Source organism: Kaistia defluvii (assembly GCF_026343955.1).
In the GTDB taxonomy this organism is placed as follows: domain Bacteria; phylum Pseudomonadota; class Alphaproteobacteria; order Rhizobiales; family Kaistiaceae; genus Kaistia; species Kaistia defluvii.
This window is the reverse complement of record NZ_JAPKNI010000007.1, coordinates 18,727-37,615: the sequence shown is the minus strand read 5'-3', so window position 1 is coordinate 37,615 and position 18,889 is coordinate 18,727. Positions and strand designations below refer to the sequence as shown.

The window sequence follows — 18,889 nt, the reverse complement described above, 5'->3', positions numbered from 1 at the left end:
CTGAATGGAGTGGATCGCAAATGGTGAAGGCCAGAGGGAAGCAGGCAATGAAGAAAATTCTCGCCACCGCGACGGCAATCGTCGCACTCGCCGTCGGCATCGGCTCCGCCAATGCGGCCGACAAGCTGAAGGCATGCTGGATGTATGTCGGCCCGCACAATGACGGCGGCTACAGCGAAGGCCACGATGTCGGCCGCCAGATGGTCCAGAAGGAACTCGGCGACAAGGTCGAGACCTCCTATGTCGAAAGCATCGCCGAAGGCCCGGACGCCGAGCGCGCGCTCGAGCGCCTCGCCCGCTCCGGCTGCGAGATCATCTTCTCGACCTCGTTCGGCTTCATGGACCCGACCATCAAGGTCGCCGCCAAGTTCCCGAAGGTGAAGTTCGAGCACGCCACCGGCTTCAAGACCGCGCCGAATGTCGGCACCTACAATGCGCGCTTCTATGAAGGCCGCTACATCGCCGGCCAGATCGCGGCCAAGCAGTCGAAGTCCGGCGTCGCCGGCTACATCGTCTCCTTCCCGATCCCCGAAGTCGTGATGGGCATCAACTCCTTCATGCTCGGCGCGCAGTCGATCAACCCCGACTTCAAGCTGAAGATCGTCTGGGTCAATTCGTGGTTCGACCCCGCCAAGGAAGCCGACGCCGCCAAGGCGCTGTTCGACCAGGGCGCCGACATCATCACCCAGCACACCGACTCGCCGGCGCCGCTGCAGATCGCCCAGGAGCGCGGCCTGCATGGCTTCGGCCAGGCGCACAACATGTACGACTTCGCGCCCAAGGCGCAGTACACGGCCATCATCGACACCTGGGGCCCGTATTACGTGAAGCGCGTCAACGCGGTTCTCGACGGCACATGGAAGGCCGAGCAGATCTGGGACGGCCTGAAGGACGGCATCCTGCATATGGCTGACTACACCAACCTGCCGGATGATGTCGTGGCCTCGGCGAAGGACACCCAGGCCAAGATCGAAGCGGGCACGCTGCATCCCTTCAAGGGCCCGATCTTCAAGCAGGACGGCACCGAAGTGATCGGCGAGGGCAAGACGCTGGACGACGGCACGCTGCTCAGCATGAACTGGTATGTGAAGGGCATCGACGACAAGCTGCCGCAGTAAGCGGCCGCGATATTTCCGGACGCGGCCAGCCGGCCGCGTCCGGGAGTTCTCTACCGGCAGCGAGCCCCTTCCAGCCGCAGCCCGGACCCCGTTCCGGGAGAACGCCCGGAAGGCGCCTTCTCGGAACCGGCACCTGCGCGCCCACGCGCAACCGGCACCTCAACGAGACCGAACCCCGCCCAATGTCCGCATTCGTCGTCGATTGGCTGAACCTCCTGATCCGCTGGGCCCACATGATCGTAGGCATCGGCTGGATCGGCACGTCCTTCTATTTCATCGGGCTCGATCTCTCGCTGAAGAAGCGCGAGCAGATGAAGGAGGGCGTCTATGGCACGGCCTGGGAAGTGCATGGCGGCGGCTTCTATCACGTCGAGAAGTACCTGGTCGCGCCGCCGGCGCTGCCGTCCGACCTGATCTGGTTCAAGTGGGAGGCCTATCTCACCTGGGTGACGGGCTTCCTGCTGCTGACGGTCCAGTATTACTGGAACGCCAACACCTTCCTGATCGACAAGTCGATCCTGCCGATGCTGCCCTCGCAGGCGATCGTGATTTCGATCCTGTCGCTCGCCGGGGGCTGGGTCATCTACGACCAACTCTGCAAGTCGATCATCGGCCGCTACACGCCGCTGCTCGCGGTCTGCCTGTTCGGGCTGATCGTCGGCGCGGCCTACATGTTCACCCATGTCTATTCCGGCCGTGGCGCGCTGATCCATGTCGGCGCCTTCATCGGCACGATCATGGCGGTCAACGTCTTCGGCGTGATCATCCCGAACCAGAAGAAGATCGTCGCCTCCCTGCTGAAGCACGAGAAGCCGGACCCGCGCCTCGGCGCCATCGGCAAGCAGCGCTCGGTGCACAACAACTACCTGACGCTGCCCGTGCTGCTGATGATGGTTTCCAACCATTATCCGATGCTCTCCAGCCATCCGCAAAGCTGGATCCTCGTCGCCTTCGTGCTGCTGCTCGGCGGCTCCATCCGCCATTTCCTCAACCGGCACGAGGCGCATGATCCGTTCCGCAAGTTCGCCTGGACGATTCCCGCCGCGGCGGTGGCCTTCGGCGTGCTGCTGGTGATGACGGCGCCGCGCCCGGTCGAGATCGATCCGGGCCTGACGGTGTCGGATGCCGACGTCCTGGCGCTGACGGCCAAGCATTGCGCCATGTGCCATGCCGCCAAGCCGACGCATGACGGCTTCGACGCCCCGCCCAAGGGCGTGATCCTGACCTCGACGGATCAGCTTGCCGCGCATAAGGAGCAGGTCATGGCCCAGGCCGTGAACGGCACCGCCATGCCGCTCGGCAATGAACACGGCATGACGGCGGAAGACCGCAAGAGGCTTGGCGCGTGGCTGCAAAGCCATTAGACAAGCGCTACCCTTTTCCTGAAACCGGGATGAAATGTCGACCCAAACGCTGACGCTCGCCGCGGTCAACCGCATGGATGCAGATGCCTTCGTGGCGAGCTTTGGCGATATCGCCGAACACTCGCCCTGGGTGGCGACGGTGGCGGAGGGGGCAAGGCCCTATTCCGACCGGGCGGCGATGGTGGCCGCCTTCGCCGAAGCGGTCGCCGCGGCGGAGCCCGATGCGCAGCTGGCGCTTCTGCGCGAGCATCCGGACCTTGCCGGCCGCGCCGCGATCGCCGGCGAGTTGGCGCCCGAATCACGCAACGAGCAGGCCGGCGCGGGGCTCGACCGGATGAGCGCGGACGAATACGCCCGCTTCTCCCGCCTGAATGGCGCCTATCGCGAGCGGCACGGCATTCCCTTCATCCTCGCCGTCAAGGGCGCGACCAAGGACCAGGTGCTGGAAGCCTTCGAGGCGCGCCTCGACAACGCGATCGAGGTCGAGCGCGCCACCGCCCTGGCCCAGGTGCAGCGGATCATCCGCTTCCGCCTCGAGGACCGGGTCGCGTCATGACCCCGGTCGTCACCGCAAGAGCGCTGGGCGAAAAGGCGCAGCGCATGATCGACGCGCTGACTGCGATCTCCGCCAGTCCCGATCATTTGACCCGACTGTATCTGACGCCGGAGCACAAGCGCGCTGCCGAACTGGTTGGCGAATGGATGCGCGAGGCCGGCCTTTCGACGCGGCTCGACGCCGCCGGCACCATGCGCGGATCGATGCCGCCGGGACGGGCCGGGCGGAGCGGCAACAAGGCGCTGCTGATCGGCTCGCATATCGACACCGTCATCAATGCCGGCCGCTATGACGGCAATCTCGGCGTCGTCGTCGGGATATTGGCGGTGGAGACGCTGAAGGCGCGGGGCGTCACCCTGCCGTTCGGTATCGACATCCTGGCATTTGGCGACGAGGAGGGTGTGCGCTTCCCCGTGACGCTGACCACCTCCGCCGTGACGGCCGGCGTCTTCGATCCCAAGGCGCTCGACATCACCGACGATGCCGACATCACCCTGCGCGATGCGCTGATCGCCTTCGGCGGCGATCCGGCGCGCCTGAAGGAAGAGGCCTATCAGCGCCCCTCCGTCCTCGGCTATCTCGAGGTGCATATCGAGCAGGGACCGGTGCTGGAGCGCGCGCAGGAGCCGCTCGGCGTCGTCACCGCGATCGCCAGCCAGAGCCGCCATCGCATCCGCATCAAGGGCGAGGCGGGTCATGCCGGCACCGTGCCGATGACCATGCGCCACGATGCGCTGGCGGCGGCGGCGGAGATCATCCTGGCGATCGAGGCGATCGCGAAAAAAGACAAGAAGAACTCGCTCGTCGCGACCGTCGGCCATGTCGAGGTCATGCCGGGCGCTTCCAACGTCATCCCCGCCGATGTCCGCTTCTCGCTCGATGTCCGCGCCGCCAACGATCAGGCTAGGCAGGAAGCAGTCGAGGCGATCACGCTGGTCGCGCGAAAGGTCGACAAGACCCGCCATGTCGTGGTCGGCGTCGAGACCATGCTGGAAAAGCCGGTCGCGACCTGCGGCGCCCGGCTCCAGAAGGCGATCGGCAAGGCCGTCACGACCGTGCAGGGCGAACCGGCGCGCAGCCTGATGTCGGGCGCCGGGCATGACGGCCAGTCCATGGCGCATCTCGGCGAGTTCGGGATGATCTTCGTGCGCTGCCGGGCCGGCATCAGCCACAACCCTGCCGAATTCGTCACCATCGACGACATGGGCCTCGCGGTGGAGGCCCTGGTCGAGACCATCCTTGAACTGGCGCGACAGGAAGAACAGCCATGATCCGGGACGCCGTCGCCGCCAACTGGGAGCGCGAGGTCGCGTTCCTGAAGGCGATGATCCAGGTGCCGAGCGACAATCCGCCGGGAAACTGCGGCCCCCATGCCGAAGCGGCGGCGGCCGAACTGGAGGCGCTCGGCTTCACCGTCGAGCAGCACCCCGTGCCGGAGCCCTATGTGCGCCAGCACGGCATGAAGAGCGTCACCAACCTGATCGTCCGCAAGACTTTCGGCAGCGGGCAGGGGCCCGTCATCGCCCTTAACGCCCATGGCGACGTCGTCCCGCCCGGCGGCGGCTGGACCAGCGATCCCTATGGCGCCGAGGAACGCAACGGCGCGATCTACGGCCGGGGTGCGGCGGTGTCGAAATCCGACTTCGCGACCTATGCCTTCGCACTGCTGGCGCTGGAGCAATCGGCGAAACCGCTCGATGGCGGCGTCGAGCTTCATCTGACCTATGACGAGGAGACGGGCGGCTTCGTCGGTCCGCAATGGCTGCTGGCGCACGATCTCTCGAAGGCTACCCACGCCATTTCGGCCGGCTTCTCCTACGCGATCACCACGGCCCATAATGGCGCGCTGCATCTCGAAGTCGTTGTGCGCGGCCGCCAGGCGCATGCCGCGATGCCGTCTTCCGGCGTCGATGCGCTGGAGGCGGCGACGCCGATCCTCGCCGCCATCTATGCCGAGCGCCGGCGTCTGCTCGAGCGGGTTTCGACCGAGCGCGGCATCGGCTCGCCGCAGATCACCGTCGGTCTGATCTCGGGCGGTATCAACACCAATGTCGTGCCGGATCGGATCGCCTTCCGCATCGATCGGCGCCTGATCCCCGAAGAGCAGGGCGAGGCCGTCGAGGCGGAGTTGATCCGGCTGATCGAGGCGGCGGCGCCCGATATGGCCGGCGTCGAGGTCGAATGCCGCCGGATCATGCTGGCCGAGCCGCTGCGTCCGCTGCCGGGCGTCGGAAGGCTCGTCGAGGCCGTTCAGGGGCCGGCAAAGGCCGTGTTGGGTCTCTCGATCGAGGCGACCGGCGTGCCGCTCTATACCGACGCGCGCCACTATGCGGCCGCCGGCATTCCGACCATCCTCTATGGCGCCGGTCCGCGCTCGATCCTGGAGGCACGCGCGCATTCGACCGACGAGCACATTCAGCTGTCGGACCTGCGCGCCGCCACCGAGATCGTCGCCCTGGCGCTGGAAGACCTGCTGTCCGCGTGAGCAGCTTTCTCGCAACGCGCCGATGGAGAGGGTCTCGCATCACTCGGCAATCGCGATGCCGATTCGCGCGCGCGGAAGGGGCCGTCGCCCGGGTGAAGGCCGGGATGACGGACGAGGACGCGGCTCCCTGACATGCCAGTGAAGCTCCGCCACGGGCTCGCTATGAGAGAGGGGAAGACACCGCATTTCCCCGACCAGCACTGCCTCCAGCCATCCGCCTCGCCGCCAGCGCGCGGTTCTCGATCCGGATCCGCATCCAGAGCACAAGCAGGTTGAGCATGCCAAAGACCAGAGCCACGACGGGCAGGTTGAGGATCAGGGCGAGCAGGGGGATCTCCAGCGCGACAACGACGTAGTTCGGATGGCGGAGGAAGCGATAGGGGCCCTTCCGCAGCAAGGGCGCATCGTCGAGCGTGATGATCCGTGTCGTCCAGTACCCCCCGAGCGTGATCAGCACCCAGAGCCGCACGACCTGCAACAGACCGAACACGCCGATCAGGCCCCAATTGACCGGCGGATTGGGCGCGGTCATCAGCGCCAAAGTCAGCAGCCATAGGGTGTGCAGGGTCACGATGAGGGGGTAGTGCTCACGCCCCACCTCGCGGCCGCCGCGTGCCAGCAGACGGCGTGTATTGCGCCTGGCCCGCCAAAGCTCCACAAACCGCTGCAAGGCAACGGCCAGCAGAAGCCAGTATGCCCACCCGAAGTCGAAGCCGGCCGCCGTCATGCCGCGCTGCCTCCCTTGCCGATCGACACCATCTGAAAAGCCGCGGTGAAGCCGGGGCCGAGCGACGAGGCGAGCAAGTCACCCTGCTGGCCCGTCTTGAGCAGGTCTTGCAGCACGAACAGAACGGTGGGCGCGGACATGTTTCCGTATTCGGCCAGAACCCGGCGTTCCGCGTCGAGGCCGAGCGTCGGGTAGTCGAAGACCTTCTCCAACTCGTCCACGACCTTGGCGCCGCCCGGGTGGCAGCAGGGCCGGTCGATGTCCGACCGAGTCAGCCCATGATGGGCGAGAAAGGCATCGAGCGCGGCCGGATACTGGTCGGCGATGATCTGCGGGATGCTCTGCTGGAAGATGACGTCGAGACCATTGGCATCGATGTTCCAGCCCATGACATCGAGCGTGTCGGGCCAGCAATGCTCGCCGCCGACGCCCAGCGTCGCAAGGCTCGCGTCACGCGGGTCGCTACTGATGACTGCGGCCGCCGCGCCGTCCCCGAACAGCGCGCTGGCGACCAGATTGCTCTTGGTGAGCCGGTCATAGCGAAAGGCGAGGCTGCTCAGTTCGACGACGATCATCAGACAGCGAAGTCCGGGCTGCGATCGCGCCATCTGCGCGGTGCGAGTGAGCCCGAGGACGCCGCCGGCACAGCCGAAACCGAAGATCGGCAGCCGCATCACGTCGGGCCGGAAGGCCATCCTGTTCATCAGCCGCGCTTCGATCGTGGGGGTCGAGATGCCGGTGGACGAGACGAAGACCAGCACGTCGATCTCCTCCGGCCCGAAGCCTGCCTGGTCCAGAGCGAGCGTGGCCGCGTCGAAGGCGAGGGCGGTGGCGTGCTCCTGGTAGAGCCGCGTCTTCTCCTCGAAATCGGCAGGGCCCAGGAACCATTCCACCGGCAGGCAGCTGTAGCGAGCCTTGATCGCCGCATTGTCGAACACCTGCTCCAGTTGGTCGAAGAACGGCATGCGCGAGGCGAAGACCTCGCGCGCCCGCTCCTTGGCGACCGCCTGCGGAATCCGGTGCGGCGGCACAACCGTCACCAGCGAGCCAAGGGTCGCGGTCACATCCGAGCGGGGCAGGCGCCGGGCGTCGGCGTCGGCGCCGGGAAGGTGAATGAGGTTCATGCGCGGCAACTCCAGCACGAAACAAGGCTTCGAACGCGCAAAGACGGGCGGCCGCCCGCCTCCATCGACCGGGATGCCGGGAAGCGCAAAGGCGAGATCATCATGGAGTTCGTCTTCCTCGCTGAATGGGAATTTGGGACCCGGCCCTAGTTCCACATGGACATGGCCGAGTCGTAGTCGCGATTGCCTGGGTCCCATCTGGGTCCGAGTTGCCATGGCTTCTGGTCGGGCGGTCCCTTGGCGCTGAACGACAGGCAGCGCTGGTACTGCGTGTCCCAGACTTGCAGGCTGCCACATGGTGGGAATTGCGCACGGTGAACCCTCTTGTGACCGCACGCACTCCATGCGGGAGCCGTGGCGGCCAGGTTGAGCAGGACGATGGCGGTCATCGCTAGCGAGGAACGGGCGGTTACCGAGGTCATCGGTCTATCTCCGTCGGCGGCGTGCCGAGGGAAGGCTATTCCTTGCGGGCGGACTATTCGACATCCAGAGCGGGCAGGGCAGTCACGAAGTGGTGACCGGCGGCCGGCGGCGCCTGATCCAACGCCGCCGGCTCGGTTTACCGCGGAAGGCGGGATGCTATTCCACGGGCTTGCCGGCGACGGCCGCGGCCAGATCCTCATACTGCTCGCACTCGGTGCTGCCACAGAGCTTCTGGACGATGGCCAGTTCGGCCTTGGCAAGCTCGATCCGCCCGGCGCTGGCATAGCCTTCGCCGAGATATTCGTGCGTGTTCAGGTTGTTGGGGTCGATCGCCAGCGCCTGCTTGTAGAAGCCGATGCCGACATCGGTGTCACCCTTCTTGCGGTGGCTGTAGCCGATATAGGTCAGGACCATGGAATCCTGCTTGTTCTGCACGGCGTTGAGCACGTCGAGCGCATTGTCGTAATAGCCGGCCAGCGCGAGTTGTCGGCCCTGCCGCAGCAACTCCTTGTCATCGAGTTCGCTATGCTGTGCCTTGACGCAACGCTGCGTCTTCGTGCTGTACACCATGCCGCGCTTGCAGACCTGGTTTGACGGCATGAAGTGACCGTTGCTGCCGCCACTGCTGCCGCTGCTTCCACCGCCACCGCTGCTGCCGCCCCCACCACCTCCTCCTCCGCCGCTGGAAGCGAGCGCGGCGCCGGTCGACGCCAGCAAGCCGATGAAGGCAAGGGTGACCACGGAACGGCTTGTCTTTTCAAACATGGTTGTCATCGGACCCTCCGACTGATTTTCTCTCGCCCCGGCGACGAGAGTCGCGCCAAGAACACCAGGGCGGGGAGCCCTATTCGGTCGCCCATGTCGAGAACCGATCACGAAGAGGTGAGGACTGGGCTGTCGCAGCATCTGGCGGCGCTCTGGCGCTATGGCCTGGTGCTGTCGCGCAATCGCGACACCGCGGAGGACCTTGTGCAGGCGACCTGCGTGCGCGCGCTGGAGCGATCGCACCAGTTCCTGCCGGGCACGCGGCTGGATCGCTGGCTTTTCGCGATCGAGCGCTCGATCTGGATCAACGAATTGCGGTCGAGGCGGGTTCGCCAGGGCACCGGCGTGGTCGATGCGGAAATCGCCCTGGTCGTCGATGGCGGTCGCGAGGTCGAGACGAATATTCTGGCGTCCCAGGTGTTAAGGGAAATCGGAAGGCTCGCCGAAGCGCAGCGAGAAACCGTTCTTCTCGTCTATGCGGAAGGTTTCTCCTATCGCGAGGCGGCCGAATTCCTCGGCGTGCCGATCGGCACGATCATGAGCCGGCTCGCGAGCGTTCGTGAAAAGTTGGGTGGAATGGCAGACTCGCCAAAACAGCGCATGACAAGCGAGCGAGGCGGCGATGACGGATCCTAGTCATCCGGAAGATACGCGGCTGATCGCCTTTCTCGACGGCACGCTTGCCGAAGAGGAGCGGGCCGCGCTGCTCGCGCTCATCGAGACCGACGCGGCGCTTCAGGCGCGGCTCGAGCGGATCGAGCGCGGCGGTCGGCTCATCGTGCCCGCCTTCGAAGCGCTGCAGGCCGAGGCGCCGCGCGCCAGGCTCGAGGATCTGCTGGCCTCGGCGATCGTCACCGACGAGACCCGGCGCGTGCTGGAACGGCCCCGCGCGCGCGCCCTGCGCTTCCCCCGCTGGCAACCGCGGCTCGTCGCGGCCGCGCTGGCGCTGTTCGTGCTGGGCGGGGTCGTGGGGGCCTCGCTCAATGGCAGGATCGGTCGCGAGGGCGGTGGCAGCGAGATGCATTCTACCGAAGGCTGGCGTCAGGCGGTGGCCGAATACTGGTCGCTGACGACGCCGGAGACGCTCGCGCTCGCGCCGACGGCAGAGCGCGCGGCTGCCGAATTGCGCGCGGCTTCCGACAAGCTCGGCGTCGACCTCTCGGGCGCGCCGGATGCGTTCCCGGGTCTCTCCTTCCGGGGCGCGCAATTGTTTGACTTCCAGGGACGGCCGCTGGTGCAGATCGCCTATCTCGATCCGCAGCATGGGCCTATCGCCTATTGCGTCATCGCCCGGCCGGACCAGGCGGATATCGCCCCGACGACCGAGGAGCTCGACGGCTTCACCATCGTGCATTGGGCTTCGAACGGGCAGGGGCGCCTGCTGATCGGCCGTGCACCGGCCGAGCGGCTTCAGGCGCTGGCGCAGAAGGTCGCGGGCTGAGCCAAGAGGCCGGGCCGGGAGCGCGCTGGCAGCAACCTTCCTCAGACGACCTGGCCGTGCAGGTCGTAGGCATCGGCGCGATCGACCTTGGCCGTGTAGATCTCGCCGACCCGCATCGGACGGCGGGCGGTCAGGTGGATCGCGCCGTCGATCTCCGGTGCGTCCCAGACCGTTCGGCCCTTGGCGGTGAGGCCGTTGCTCTCGTCGATGATGACGGAGACGCGGCGGCCGACCTTCTTGGCCAGGCGTTTGGCGCTGATTTCCTGCTGGCGCTTCATGAAGCGGTGCCAGCGGATCTCCTTGATCTCTTCCGGAACCGGATTGGCCAGCTCGTTAGCTGGCGCGCCCTCGACCGGCTCGAACTTGAAGCAGCCGACCCGGTCGAGCTTCACATCGTCGAGCCATTCGAGCAGATACTCGAAATCCTCGTCGGTCTCGCCGGGGAAGCCGACGATGAAGGTCGAGCGCACGGCGAGATCCGGGCAGATCTCGCGCCATTTGTGGATGCGGTCGGCCGTCTTTTCCTGGTTGCCGGGGCGGCGCATCGACTTCAGCACGCTCGGGCTCGCATGCTGGAACGGGATGTCGATGTAGGGAAGGATCTTGCCCTCGGCCATCAGCTCGACCACGGCATCGACATGCGGGTAGGGGTAGACATAGTGCATGCGTACCCAGGCGCCGAGTTCGCCCAGCGCCGAGGAGAGGTCGAGGAACTTGGCCCGCACCTCGCGGTCGCGCCACAGGCTGGTCGCGTATTTCAGGTCGACGCCATAGGCGCTCGTATCCTGCGAGATCACCAGCAGTTCCTTGACGCCGGCCTTCACCAGGCGCTCCGCCTCGCGCAGCACGTCGCCGGCCGGACGGCTGACGAGATCGCCGCGCAGCTTCGGGATGATGCAGAACGAGCAGCGATTGTTGCAGCCTTCCGAGATCTTCAGATAGGCGTAGTGGCGCGGCGTCAGCTTGATGCCCTGCGGCGGCACCAGATCGACGAAGGGATCGTGCGCCGGCGGCACCGCCGTGTGCACCGCGCCGAGCACGCTCTCATATTGCTGCGGTCCGGTGATCGCCAGCACGTTGGGAAAAGCCTCGCGGATCTGCTCGGGCTCGGCGCCCATGCAGCCGGTGACGATCACCTTGCCGTTTTCCTTCATCGCCGTGCCGATTGCCTCGAGCGACTCCGCCTTGGCGCTGTCGAGGAAGCCGCACGTGTTGACGATGACCACGTCGGCGCCGTCATGATGGCGCGAAAGCTCGTAACCCTCCGCCCGCAAATGGGTCAGGATGCGCTCGGAGTCGACCAGGGCCTTCGGGCAGCCAAGGCTGACGAAAGAGATGCGCGGGGCTTCGCTGTTCATGAGAGTTCTCGGTATGCGTAAGCGGTAGCAGGTCCGGCTCGACGGGCTTCAGCAGCGCCGGCGCGGTTGGCGCGGGCGGGTCGACGGGACGGCACCTTTTCATTGTTCTATTCTGGCGCGTTTTCTGTCGAACTGGCCGGTATCTGTCAATGCAAACCTTGCGGCACCCATCATCTCGCCCTTGTGACGAGTGCCCCGCAGGCCTAGGTGAGGGGAAACCATTGCCGAGCGAGACAACATGCCCCTTCAGACAAGCCCCTTGATCGAGCCTCCCGCCGGCGTCAATGAAGCCTCGATCCAGAATCTGGTTCACACCTTTTACGACCGTGTCCGGCAAGACCCGCTGATCGGCCCGGTATTCGAGGCGCAGGTCGACGACTGGCCCGAGCATCTCGAGAAGCTCTGCGCCTTCTGGTCCAACGTCGTGCTGCGCACCGGCCGCTATCAGGGCCGCCCGATGCAGAAGCATCTGCGCCTGCCGATCGAAGCGGCGCATTTCGACCGCTGGCTGCAGCTCTTCCGCACCACGGCCAGCGAGATCATGCCGCCCGGGAGCGCGGCGATCTTCATCGACCGCGCCAACCGCATCGCCGACAGCTTCGAACTCGGCATCGGCAGCGTGCGTGGCGAAATCCGCGCGCCCCGGCATGCCTTCAAGATGTCGCCGCCAGGGTGAGCGACGCAGGGATTTCGTGGGTTTGACGCCGCAGATCGACGATTGCAGCCGACGCGGTTCTCCCTATAGTGGTCAGGAAAACTGACAAGTTCCCAATTCGAGGAATCCGCGACGCATGTCCCTGCTTTTCGAGCCGCTCCAGGCGGGCGCCATCCGCCTGCCCAATCGTATCGTCATGGCGCCGCTGACGCGGAGCCGGGCAGGGGCCGAGCGGGTCCCCAACGCTCTGATGGCCGAATACTACGCCCAGCGCGCCAATGCAGGCCTGATCATCAGCGAGGCGACCAGCGTCAGCGCGCAGGGTGTGGGCTATCTCGGCACGCCGGGCATCTGGTCCGACGCCCAGGTCGAGGGCTGGAAGCTCGTCACGAAGGCCGTGCATGAGGCCGGTGGGCGCATGGTCTCGCAGCTCTGGCATGTCGGCCGTATCTCGGATCCCGAACTGCTCGGTGGCGAATTGCCCGTGGCGCCCTCGGCCATCCGCATTCCCGGCCATGTCAGCCTGCTGCGTCCGGTCCGGCCCTATGTCGTGCCGCGCGCGCTGGAGACCCACGAGATCCCCGGCATCATCGAGGACTTCCGGCGCGGGGCCGAAAACGCCAAGCGCGCCGGTTTCGACGGCGTCGACGTACATGGCGCCAATGGATACCTGCTCGACCAGTTCCTGCAGGACAGCAGCAACCACCGCACCGACCAGTATGGCGGCTCGATCGAGAACCGCGCCCGGCTGATGCTGGAAATCGTGGATGCCGCAATCTCGGTCTGGGGCCCGGACCGGGTGGCGGCGCATATCCGGCCACGCGGCGACGATCACGCCATGGGCGACAGCAATCCGCGCGCGCTGTTCACTTATCTCGCGGGCGAATTGAAGAAGCGCGGCATCGCGTTCCTCTTCGTCATCGAGCGCGAGGAACCGGACAGCCTGCTCGCCGAGATCAAGCGCGCCTTCGGCGGCGTGGTCATCGCTAATGAGCGGATGAGCAAGGCGGATGCCGAACGCCTGATCGACAATGGCGGGGCCGACGCCGTCGCCTTCGGCCGCAAATATATCGCCTCGCCGGACCTCGCGAAGCGCTTCGCCATCGATGCACCGCTGAACGAACCGGATCCTTCGACCTTCTACACGCCCGGCCCCGAGGGCTACACCGACTATCCGGCGCTGGAAACGGTCGGCTGACCGCTCCCTTGCCCCGCCGCCAGCCCGCATGGAAAAATGCAGCAGTGGCGGGGCAGGGATCCGGCAGGGGCTCAGCCAAGCACCCGCAGCGGCTCGAAATGGTTCATGTCTTCGAAGTTGCAGAGGGCAGGTGGCTGAAGCTCGAGAACAGCCGCTTCCTGGTCGAGCAGGGCGCGGCAATCGTCAAACAGCGCCTGCCACTCCGGCAGGCGATCCCTATCGAGCCAGTCGATCATATAGGCCAGCGTGACATGGAACACGTAGTCGTCATGGTCGGGATGGCGATAGCCAAACACCTCGGCCAAGGCCTCGCGCCATGCCCGCATGCGGCGCGAGTCGTCCTCGGTCGCGCCGGCCACGGTCAGTCCCGTCGGCACGACGTCGACAACCCGGATGCGGAACGGCCCGGCGCCGGAAAATCCTTCCAGCCGCTTCATATAGAGGTTGGTCATCGCACCGATCTCGGTATCGAGCGGAACATCGGCGGGCCAGTAGGGCAGGCTGCGGCGATATTCGATGATGCCCTGGAACAGCGTCATGTGCAGGCTGGATGCCGGCGTAAAGGCGAGGCGGTTGGCGTCCGGCATCGCCCGCATCCGTCGCCGAACCTCCAGCACGGCGGCCTGGGACGGCGAATCCTCTACCAGATGGCAGACGACGGTATTGCCAGGCTCCGGCAGAAACGTGCCGGCTCGGTCATAGCGCCGACCGCGATGCCGGGGCGGCAGCGGGTTGACATCGCCAGCGGCATAGCGGGCAAGCGGGGATAAGGATGAAGTCAAGGACATGGCGGCAACCGTTGAATCTGGCGGGAACGCTTGCGGTCTGAACGGACCGTATGAGCGACTGCCACTAGCGCGCGCCGATGAAGCCGGCGTGACAGAGCCAAGACGACGCGTCCGGATCGCAGCGGAGCAGGGCGCCGATGCCGGGCAGGGCATAGACGGCCCTGCCCCAAAGGATGGACCAAGGCACTGATCTGGAACGCTATTCCCGCTCTAACCCGCAGTGACCGGACAGGCGAGTTCCGCTGGGCCGATTGCCGGGGCTCTTCATCGCTCGCTGAAGGCCCATGCCAATGCGGGCAATGAGCTGATCCACGAGCACATCCTCGATACGGACGGTTGGCTGGAGATGCTGGCGGCCTTGCTCGCCGGCCACGACGTCTTTTTCGTCGGCATCGATTGTCCGCTGGAACTGCTGGTCGAGCGTGAGGCCACGCGGGGTGACCGGCCGATCGGCAGCGCTGCGAGACGATCCATGTCGGCAAGGACTACGACATCGAGCTGAGCGCGACAGAGGGCATCGATGCCAATGTCGAGGCCTTGCTCAAAGCTGGCGCAGCAGACAGCGCGCGTCGAGCTTTACCCGACTGCGTCGGTGAACGCACATCGCTCCAGATCTGATACCTGGCCCGGAGCTCCCAAAAGCGCTCTACGACGGTTGAGGGGATTTCGGCATCCTGCAACGTCCCGGCTCGTTCGCCACATCCTCTATTCGCATAAGATATATTATGGAACTATTTGATATAGGCGGGAATGGCGGACCGGCGCGCTTTTGACGGCTTGGACTAGACAGCACAGCTTGGACTGAACAGCGTTGTCGCCTGCCCAGCCCATGGGGCCTCAAGGGTTTGCGTCGTCGGCAGACGCCCAGCGTGGCGGCGTCACCAGCTTGGAGACCGTCTTGTCGCTCCAGCGCATCAGATCATCCACGAGCTTGCCGCTCGTCGTGACGACGGTCGAGGCTGCCGACTTGGCCATGCCACCAACCGTGCTCGGCTCGTGCTGCATCAGCAACGGCCGGTCCATCGGGATATCCGCCGGCGGCATCAGATCCGACCGATCATCCGGCTGGGCCAGATAGCTCGGCTGGCCCATACTGTTGGACCGGACAATCCCAACGGGTTGTGCCGTGTCGCGCGCTGCGACATTTCCCATCCGCGCCGGCGATGATCCGGACGAACTGGCGGCCAGTGCCTTGTTGACCGTGGTTTCCCAGGAGACGCATTCGTCCGCCTCGCAAGCCGGCTTAACGGCCATGGCCTTGGCCTCTGTGGGCTTCGCCAGCGGCTTCGGCGGGATCGCCGCGACTTTCTCGGGCTTGGGCGCGACACTGCCCGTCGACACCTCTGCCTCCGGCAGCGGATCGGCCGGCAGGATTGTCGAGGCTGCCGTATCGGCCGCGTCTTGCTGTGGCAGGACATACATCTGCGCCGTGGCCGGCGGCGGCTGGTTGGGAAGCTGCGACCGGGTCAGCATCGCGTTGGCGACGAAGCCTGCGCACAGGATGGCGGCAAGCGATGCCGATCCCAGCAGCGCAAGGCGCGGAATCTGCTTCAGCTTCCTTAGCGAGAACTCATCATTGAAATCGTCCATGACCATCCCTCTGCTGAGGTGAATGCGATGGTTCCATTAAGCGCGTGATTCCCGGCCTCAATGGGGCGGCTTTCGGGCAAAGCCACGACTGCGGAGCGCTGATTTGGCGGCATTCGGCCATTCTGATCGGTATTTTTGCCACGGCGGCCGTGATTTGACAGCTTTCGAGTGCAATCTTATCATAATACCATTGGTCATGGCGATCATCGCAGAATGGAGGAGGGCAGTCCTGCCCTTGGGCCATCCGGAGGTGCTTCTGACGCGCCGCCGGAGCCCGACTGCGTCCTATCGTGGTTGGAATCGGAGGAAGTTCCTTGGTCTACAGTACCCATCCGCGCCCGCAGATGGAGCGCGCCCGATGGCAGTCGCTCGATGGCGCCTGGCAGTTCGCTTATGACGACGCGGCACAATGGCAGCGCCCGGATCAGCCGGACTTTGCGCTCAGCATCAATGTTCCCTATGTGCCGGAATCGCCGCGCAGCGGCCTTCACGACGAAGGCTTTCACCCTGTCGTCTGGTATCGCCGCACGGTCGAACTGACCGAGGATCTGGGCGAAGCCGAGGACCTCATCCTGCATTTCGGCGCGATCGACTATGCGAGCGACGTCTGGATCGACGGCCAGCACGCCGCCTCGCATGTCGGCGGCCACACGCCGGTGCGCGTCGCGCTCGGCGCGCTGATCCAGGGCCGCTCGTTCGAGATCGTCGTCCGCGCCGAGGACGATCCGGCTGATATGCACAAGCCGCGCGGCAAGCAGGACTGGCTGCCCGAGCCGCATGGCATCTGGTATCCGCGCACAACGGGCATCTGGCAAAGCGTCTGGATCGAGCCGGTCGGCAGGAGCCATGTCGATCGCCTGCACTGGACGGCCGATTTCGCCCGCTTCGAGATCCGGCTGAATGCGCGCGTCGCACAGCCGAAGGGGTGCCGCCTTCGGGTCAAGCTGTCGCTCGAGGGGCGGGTGCTGGTCGAGGACGACTATGCCGTCACCGGCAAGGATACGGGCAGGGTGATCGCCCTCCCCGATCCCGGCATCGACGACGGTCGCGCGCAATATGTCTGGTCGCCGGAACATCCGCAGCTGATCGACGCCGAAGTGACGCTCGTGGACGCGAACGGGAACGTCGTGGACACCGTCAAGAGCTACACCGCCATGCGCGGCGTCTCGACGGCCAACGGCCGCTTCGTCATGAATGGCCGGTCTTATTTCCTCCGTCTCGTGCTCGACCAGGGCTATTGGCGCGAGGGCATCATGACCGCCAGCGACGACGAGCTGCGCCGCGATGTCGAGCTCACCAAGCAGCTTGGCTTCAACGGCGTCCGCAAGCACCAGAAGATCGAGAACCCGCGCTTCCTCTACTGGGCCGACGTGCTCGGCCTGCTGGTCTGGGAAGAGATGCCCAGCGCCTACTCCTTCTCCACCGAGGCGGTCACTCGCGTCACGGCCGAATGGCAGGAAGCGATCGAGCGCGATTACTCGCATCCCTGCATCGTCACCTGGGTGCCCTTCAACGAGTCCTGGGGCATTCCGGAATTGCCGCATGATGCGCGCCAGCGCAGCTACCAGCAGGCGCTCTACCACCTGACGAAGTCGCTCGATCCGTCACGCCCCGTGAGTGGCAATGATGGCTGGGAGCAGATGGCGACGGACATCTTCGCCGTGCACGACTATCACCATGATGGCGATGTCCTCGATGGCCGCTACCGCTCCGAGGCCGCGTTCCGCGACACGCTGACGACCTTCCGCTCGGCGGGACGCGCCCTCGCCCTCGACGGCCACGCCTGGGCCGGCCAGCCGGTCATGCTGACGGAGTTCGGCGGCATCGCCTTCTTCATGGGCCAGGAAAAAGGCTGGGGCTACAGCCAGGCCAAGGATGCGGGTGATTTCCTCGAGCGTTATGCCGATGTGCTGCGTCCCACGACGGAATCGAGCCTTCTGGCGGGCTATTGCTACACGCAGCTGACCGATACCTATCAGGAACAGAATGGCGTCCTGACGATGGATCGCAAGCCCAAGGCCGACATCGCGAGCCTCCGCGCGGCCAATCTGGGCGTACCGGTCGAGCGCCTGCCGGCCGACCCGTCTGGCTACAATGCCCGCTGGCTTGCCCGCAAGGGGGCAGGGCGGCAGGCTTAGGCCCCCTGCCCTTCACGGGGCGAACAACAAAAAAGCCGCGGCACTCGCCGCGGCTTTTTTGTTGATCAGATATATCAGGATATCGGATCAAGCCATTGTTTCAGAATGGCTTTAGCCGCTTCAATCAAGATCCTTGCGGCCGAGCTGTGTCTTCTCGAACAGCAGGACGACGACGAGCGCGAAGGCGAACGGGATGAGCAGGTAAAGCAGCCGGAAGACGATCAGAGCCGCCAGCACGTCATTCGGATTGAGCTCGGGAAGCGCCGCGAGAAAGGTGACTTCCAGCACGCCGAGGCCGCCCGGCGCATGCGACAGCAAAGCCAGCGTGAACGAAGCAAGGAAAATCCCGAGAATGACGAGATAGCCCGGGTTTCCGGCGGCCGGGAGCGCGAAATAGATGATGGCACCGGCGGCGGCCAATTCGAGAGGGCCGGCCAGCATCTGACGCGCGACGATCGGCAGACGCGGATATTGCAGCGTGAATCGCTTGAACTGCCACGGCGGAAAATGTCGCCAGGAACCCAGCACATAGAGCCCCACCAGAGCCAGCAGGACGAGACCGACGCTGAAGGATACCCAGTCCGGCACGTCGATCAGCCGGCGCACGATATGTGGCTCGACCGTGAGGGCCAGCCCCCCCATCAGCACGGTGCCGAGTGCGAAGGTGAAAGAGCAGAAGACGATGAGCAGCCCGATTTCCTGCCCCGTCAGCCCGCGTGTCGAATAGGCCCGGTAACGCACCACCGCCCCTGAGATCACCGAGGCGCCGATATTGTGGGAAAGCGCGTATGTGGTGAACGAGCAGAGCGATATGAAGAGCCACGACACCTTCTTGCCGAGGTGCAGGATGGCGATCCGGTCATACCAGGCCAGCGCCCCATAGGCGACGAGCGTGGCGCATATGGCGAGCGCCCAGTTTCCGGCGGTTATCGCAGCGAGACTGTCCGCCACTTCGGCGAAGGAGATGCGCCGAAACTCACGGTAGAGAATGTACACAGAGACGGCGACCGCGCCGATCCCGAAGACGGACCACGCCGCATTTCGGATTTTCATTAAGCAGGATCTCCTTCTCGGGCGCCGGCTCCCGAGAGACCGCCGCGTTCTGATTCCGAGAGTGGCATGTCGCTTCGGAATGGACCAGTCCAACGCCGGTCGCATC

At 65.4% G+C, this 18,889-nt stretch carries 18 protein-coding genes; 11 read left to right on the top strand and 7 right to left on the bottom strand.

What is annotated here, in order from left to right:
- The first annotated feature begins 47 nt into the window (after positions 1-47).
- From OSH10_RS17325 to OSH10_RS17305, 5 genes are all read left to right on the top strand, one after another.
- Positions 48-1,118 (top strand): BMP family ABC transporter substrate-binding protein, encoded by a 1,071-nt coding sequence (locus tag OSH10_RS17325; protein ID WP_266333194.1) that lies wholly within the window; start codon positions 48-50, stop codon positions 1,116-1,118.
- A gap of 182 nt (positions 1,119-1,300) precedes the next feature.
- A complete protein-coding gene (locus OSH10_RS17320) occupies positions 1,301-2,482 on the top strand; it encodes a urate hydroxylase PuuD (protein WP_266333193.1) in 1,182 nt (393 codons plus the stop codon).
- Positions 2,483-2,516: 34 nt separating this feature from the next.
- Positions 2,517-3,038 carry a 2-oxo-4-hydroxy-4-carboxy-5-ureidoimidazoline decarboxylase gene (gene uraD, locus OSH10_RS17315; protein ID WP_266333192.1) on the top strand — a complete coding sequence of 174 codons (522 nt, stop codon included), beginning with the start codon at positions 2,517-2,519 and terminating at the stop codon, positions 3,036-3,038.
- The gene (locus tag OSH10_RS17310) at positions 3,035-4,309 is read left to right on the top strand and encodes an allantoate amidohydrolase (protein ID WP_266333191.1); all 1,275 of its coding nucleotides are present in this window, start codon (positions 3,035-3,037) and stop codon (positions 4,307-4,309) included. The genes uraD and OSH10_RS17310 overlap by 4 nt, the downstream gene beginning before the upstream one ends.
- Positions 4,306-5,523, top strand: a complete 1,218-nt coding sequence (locus tag OSH10_RS17305) for a M20/M25/M40 family metallo-hydrolase (protein WP_266333189.1) — start codon at positions 4,306-4,308, stop codon at positions 5,521-5,523. The genes OSH10_RS17310 and OSH10_RS17305 overlap by 4 nt, the downstream gene beginning before the upstream one ends.
- Positions 5,524-5,683: 160 nt before the next feature.
- Here OSH10_RS17305 and OSH10_RS17300 read toward each other — a convergent pair whose 3' ends face one another.
- From OSH10_RS17300 to OSH10_RS17290, 3 genes are all read right to left on the bottom strand, one after another.
- Entirely contained in the window at positions 5,684-6,250 is a 567-nt protein-coding gene (locus OSH10_RS17300; protein ID WP_266333188.1) for an isoprenylcysteine carboxyl methyltransferase family protein, read from the bottom strand.
- On the bottom strand, positions 6,247-7,374 hold the full coding sequence (locus OSH10_RS17295; protein WP_266333187.1) for a type III polyketide synthase: 1,128 nt from the start codon (positions 7,372-7,374) through the stop codon (positions 6,247-6,249). The genes OSH10_RS17300 and OSH10_RS17295 overlap by 4 nt, the downstream gene beginning before the upstream one ends.
- Positions 7,375-7,953: 579 nt before the next feature.
- Positions 7,954-8,571, bottom strand: coding sequence for a tetratricopeptide repeat protein (locus OSH10_RS17290; RefSeq protein ID WP_266333185.1), 618 nt, complete (start codon positions 8,569-8,571; stop codon positions 7,954-7,956).
- An 84-nt stretch (positions 8,572-8,655) separates the two neighbouring features.
- Here OSH10_RS17290 and OSH10_RS17285 point away from each other — a divergent pair, with 84 nt between their 5' ends.
- Positions 8,656-9,198, top strand: coding sequence for an RNA polymerase sigma factor (locus tag OSH10_RS17285; protein WP_266333184.1), 543 nt, complete (start codon positions 8,656-8,658; stop codon positions 9,196-9,198).
- Positions 9,185-10,003: an anti-sigma factor gene (locus OSH10_RS17280; RefSeq protein ID WP_266333183.1), complete on the top strand. Its 819-nt coding sequence runs from the start codon at positions 9,185-9,187 to the stop codon at positions 10,001-10,003. Before OSH10_RS17285 ends, OSH10_RS17280 begins: the two co-directional genes overlap by 14 nt.
- A gap of 41 nt (positions 10,004-10,044) precedes the next feature.
- On the opposite strand, the gene rimO is transcribed toward OSH10_RS17280, so the two are convergent.
- Positions 10,045-11,361, bottom strand: coding sequence for a 30S ribosomal protein S12 methylthiotransferase RimO (gene rimO, locus OSH10_RS17275; protein ID WP_266333182.1), 1,317 nt, complete (start codon positions 11,359-11,361; stop codon positions 10,045-10,047).
- Between the two features lie 238 nt (positions 11,362-11,599).
- Here rimO and OSH10_RS17270 point away from each other — a divergent pair, with 238 nt between their 5' ends.
- Positions 11,600-12,037 carry a group III truncated hemoglobin gene (locus tag OSH10_RS17270; RefSeq protein ID WP_266333180.1) on the top strand — a complete coding sequence of 146 codons (438 nt, stop codon included), beginning with the start codon at positions 11,600-11,602 and terminating at the stop codon, positions 12,035-12,037.
- A gap of 115 nt (positions 12,038-12,152) precedes the next feature.
- Positions 12,153-13,214 (top strand): alkene reductase, encoded by a 1,062-nt coding sequence (locus OSH10_RS17265; protein ID WP_266333179.1) that lies wholly within the window; start codon positions 12,153-12,155, stop codon positions 13,212-13,214.
- Between the two features lie 71 nt (positions 13,215-13,285).
- Here OSH10_RS17265 and OSH10_RS17260 read toward each other — a convergent pair whose 3' ends face one another.
- Complete coding sequence (locus OSH10_RS17260) at positions 13,286-14,002, bottom strand: DUF1868 domain-containing protein (protein WP_266333177.1); 717 nt, start codon at positions 14,000-14,002, stop codon at positions 13,286-13,288.
- Positions 14,003-14,222: 220 nt separating this feature from the next.
- Between OSH10_RS17260 and OSH10_RS17255 the strand changes: the two genes are divergently transcribed.
- Positions 14,223-14,504 carry a phosphotransferase-like protein gene (locus OSH10_RS17255; protein WP_266333176.1) on the top strand — a complete coding sequence of 94 codons (282 nt, stop codon included), beginning with the start codon at positions 14,223-14,225 and terminating at the stop codon, positions 14,502-14,504.
- Positions 14,505-14,839: 335 nt separating this feature from the next.
- Here OSH10_RS17255 and OSH10_RS17250 read toward each other — a convergent pair whose 3' ends face one another.
- Entirely contained in the window at positions 14,840-15,592 is a 753-nt protein-coding gene (locus OSH10_RS17250; protein WP_266333175.1) for a hypothetical protein, read from the bottom strand.
- A 314-nt stretch (positions 15,593-15,906) separates the two neighbouring features.
- Between OSH10_RS17250 and OSH10_RS17245 the strand changes: the two genes are divergently transcribed.
- Positions 15,907-17,730, top strand: coding sequence for a glycoside hydrolase family 2 protein (locus OSH10_RS17245; RefSeq protein WP_266333174.1), 1,824 nt, complete (start codon positions 15,907-15,909; stop codon positions 17,728-17,730).
- Positions 17,731-17,850: 120 nt separating this feature from the next.
- Here OSH10_RS17245 and OSH10_RS17240 read toward each other — a convergent pair whose 3' ends face one another.
- Entirely contained in the window at positions 17,851-18,783 is a 933-nt protein-coding gene (locus OSH10_RS17240) for a lysylphosphatidylglycerol synthase transmembrane domain-containing protein (RefSeq protein WP_266333173.1), read from the bottom strand.
- Between the last annotated feature and the right edge of the window lie 106 nt (positions 18,784-18,889).

What these genes read in the sequence shown, in the direction of transcription:
- OSH10_RS17325 (WP_266333194.1), top strand. Translation starts at nt 48, where the DNA reads ATGAAGAAAATTCTCGCCACCGCGACGGCAATCGTCGCACTCGCCGTC.
- OSH10_RS17320 (WP_266333193.1), top strand. Translation starts at nt 1,301, where the DNA reads ATGTCCGCATTCGTCGTCGATTGGCTGAACCTCCTGATCCGCTGGGCC.
- uraD (WP_266333192.1), top strand. Translation starts at nt 2,517, where the DNA reads ATGTCGACCCAAACGCTGACGCTCGCCGCGGTCAACCGCATGGATGCA.
- OSH10_RS17310 (WP_266333191.1), top strand. Translation starts at nt 3,035, where the DNA reads ATGACCCCGGTCGTCACCGCAAGAGCGCTGGGCGAAAAGGCGCAGCGC.
- OSH10_RS17305 (WP_266333189.1), top strand. Translation starts at nt 4,306, where the DNA reads ATGATCCGGGACGCCGTCGCCGCCAACTGGGAGCGCGAGGTCGCGTTC.
- OSH10_RS17300 (WP_266333188.1), bottom strand. Translation starts at nt 6,250, where the DNA reads ATGACGGCGGCCGGCTTCGACTTCGGGTGGGCATACTGGCTTCTGCTG.
- OSH10_RS17295 (WP_266333187.1), bottom strand. Translation starts at nt 7,374, where the DNA reads ATGAACCTCATTCACCTTCCCGGCGCCGACGCCGACGCCCGGCGCCTG.
- OSH10_RS17290 (WP_266333185.1), bottom strand. Translation starts at nt 8,571, where the DNA reads ATGACAACCATGTTTGAAAAGACAAGCCGTTCCGTGGTCACCCTTGCC.
- OSH10_RS17285 (WP_266333184.1), top strand. Translation starts at nt 8,656, where the DNA reads ATGTCGAGAACCGATCACGAAGAGGTGAGGACTGGGCTGTCGCAGCAT.
- OSH10_RS17280 (WP_266333183.1), top strand. Translation starts at nt 9,185, where the DNA reads ATGACGGATCCTAGTCATCCGGAAGATACGCGGCTGATCGCCTTTCTC.
- rimO (WP_266333182.1), bottom strand. Translation starts at nt 11,361, where the DNA reads ATGAACAGCGAAGCCCCGCGCATCTCTTTCGTCAGCCTTGGCTGCCCG.
- OSH10_RS17270 (WP_266333180.1), top strand. Translation starts at nt 11,600, where the DNA reads ATGCCCCTTCAGACAAGCCCCTTGATCGAGCCTCCCGCCGGCGTCAAT.
- OSH10_RS17265 (WP_266333179.1), top strand. Translation starts at nt 12,153, where the DNA reads ATGTCCCTGCTTTTCGAGCCGCTCCAGGCGGGCGCCATCCGCCTGCCC.
- OSH10_RS17260 (WP_266333177.1), bottom strand. Translation starts at nt 14,002, where the DNA reads ATGTCCTTGACTTCATCCTTATCCCCGCTTGCCCGCTATGCCGCTGGC.
- OSH10_RS17250 (WP_266333175.1), bottom strand. Translation starts at nt 15,592, where the DNA reads ATGGACGATTTCAATGATGAGTTCTCGCTAAGGAAGCTGAAGCAGATT.
- OSH10_RS17240 (WP_266333173.1), bottom strand. Translation starts at nt 18,783, where the DNA reads ATGAAAATCCGAAATGCGGCGTGGTCCGTCTTCGGGATCGGCGCGGTC.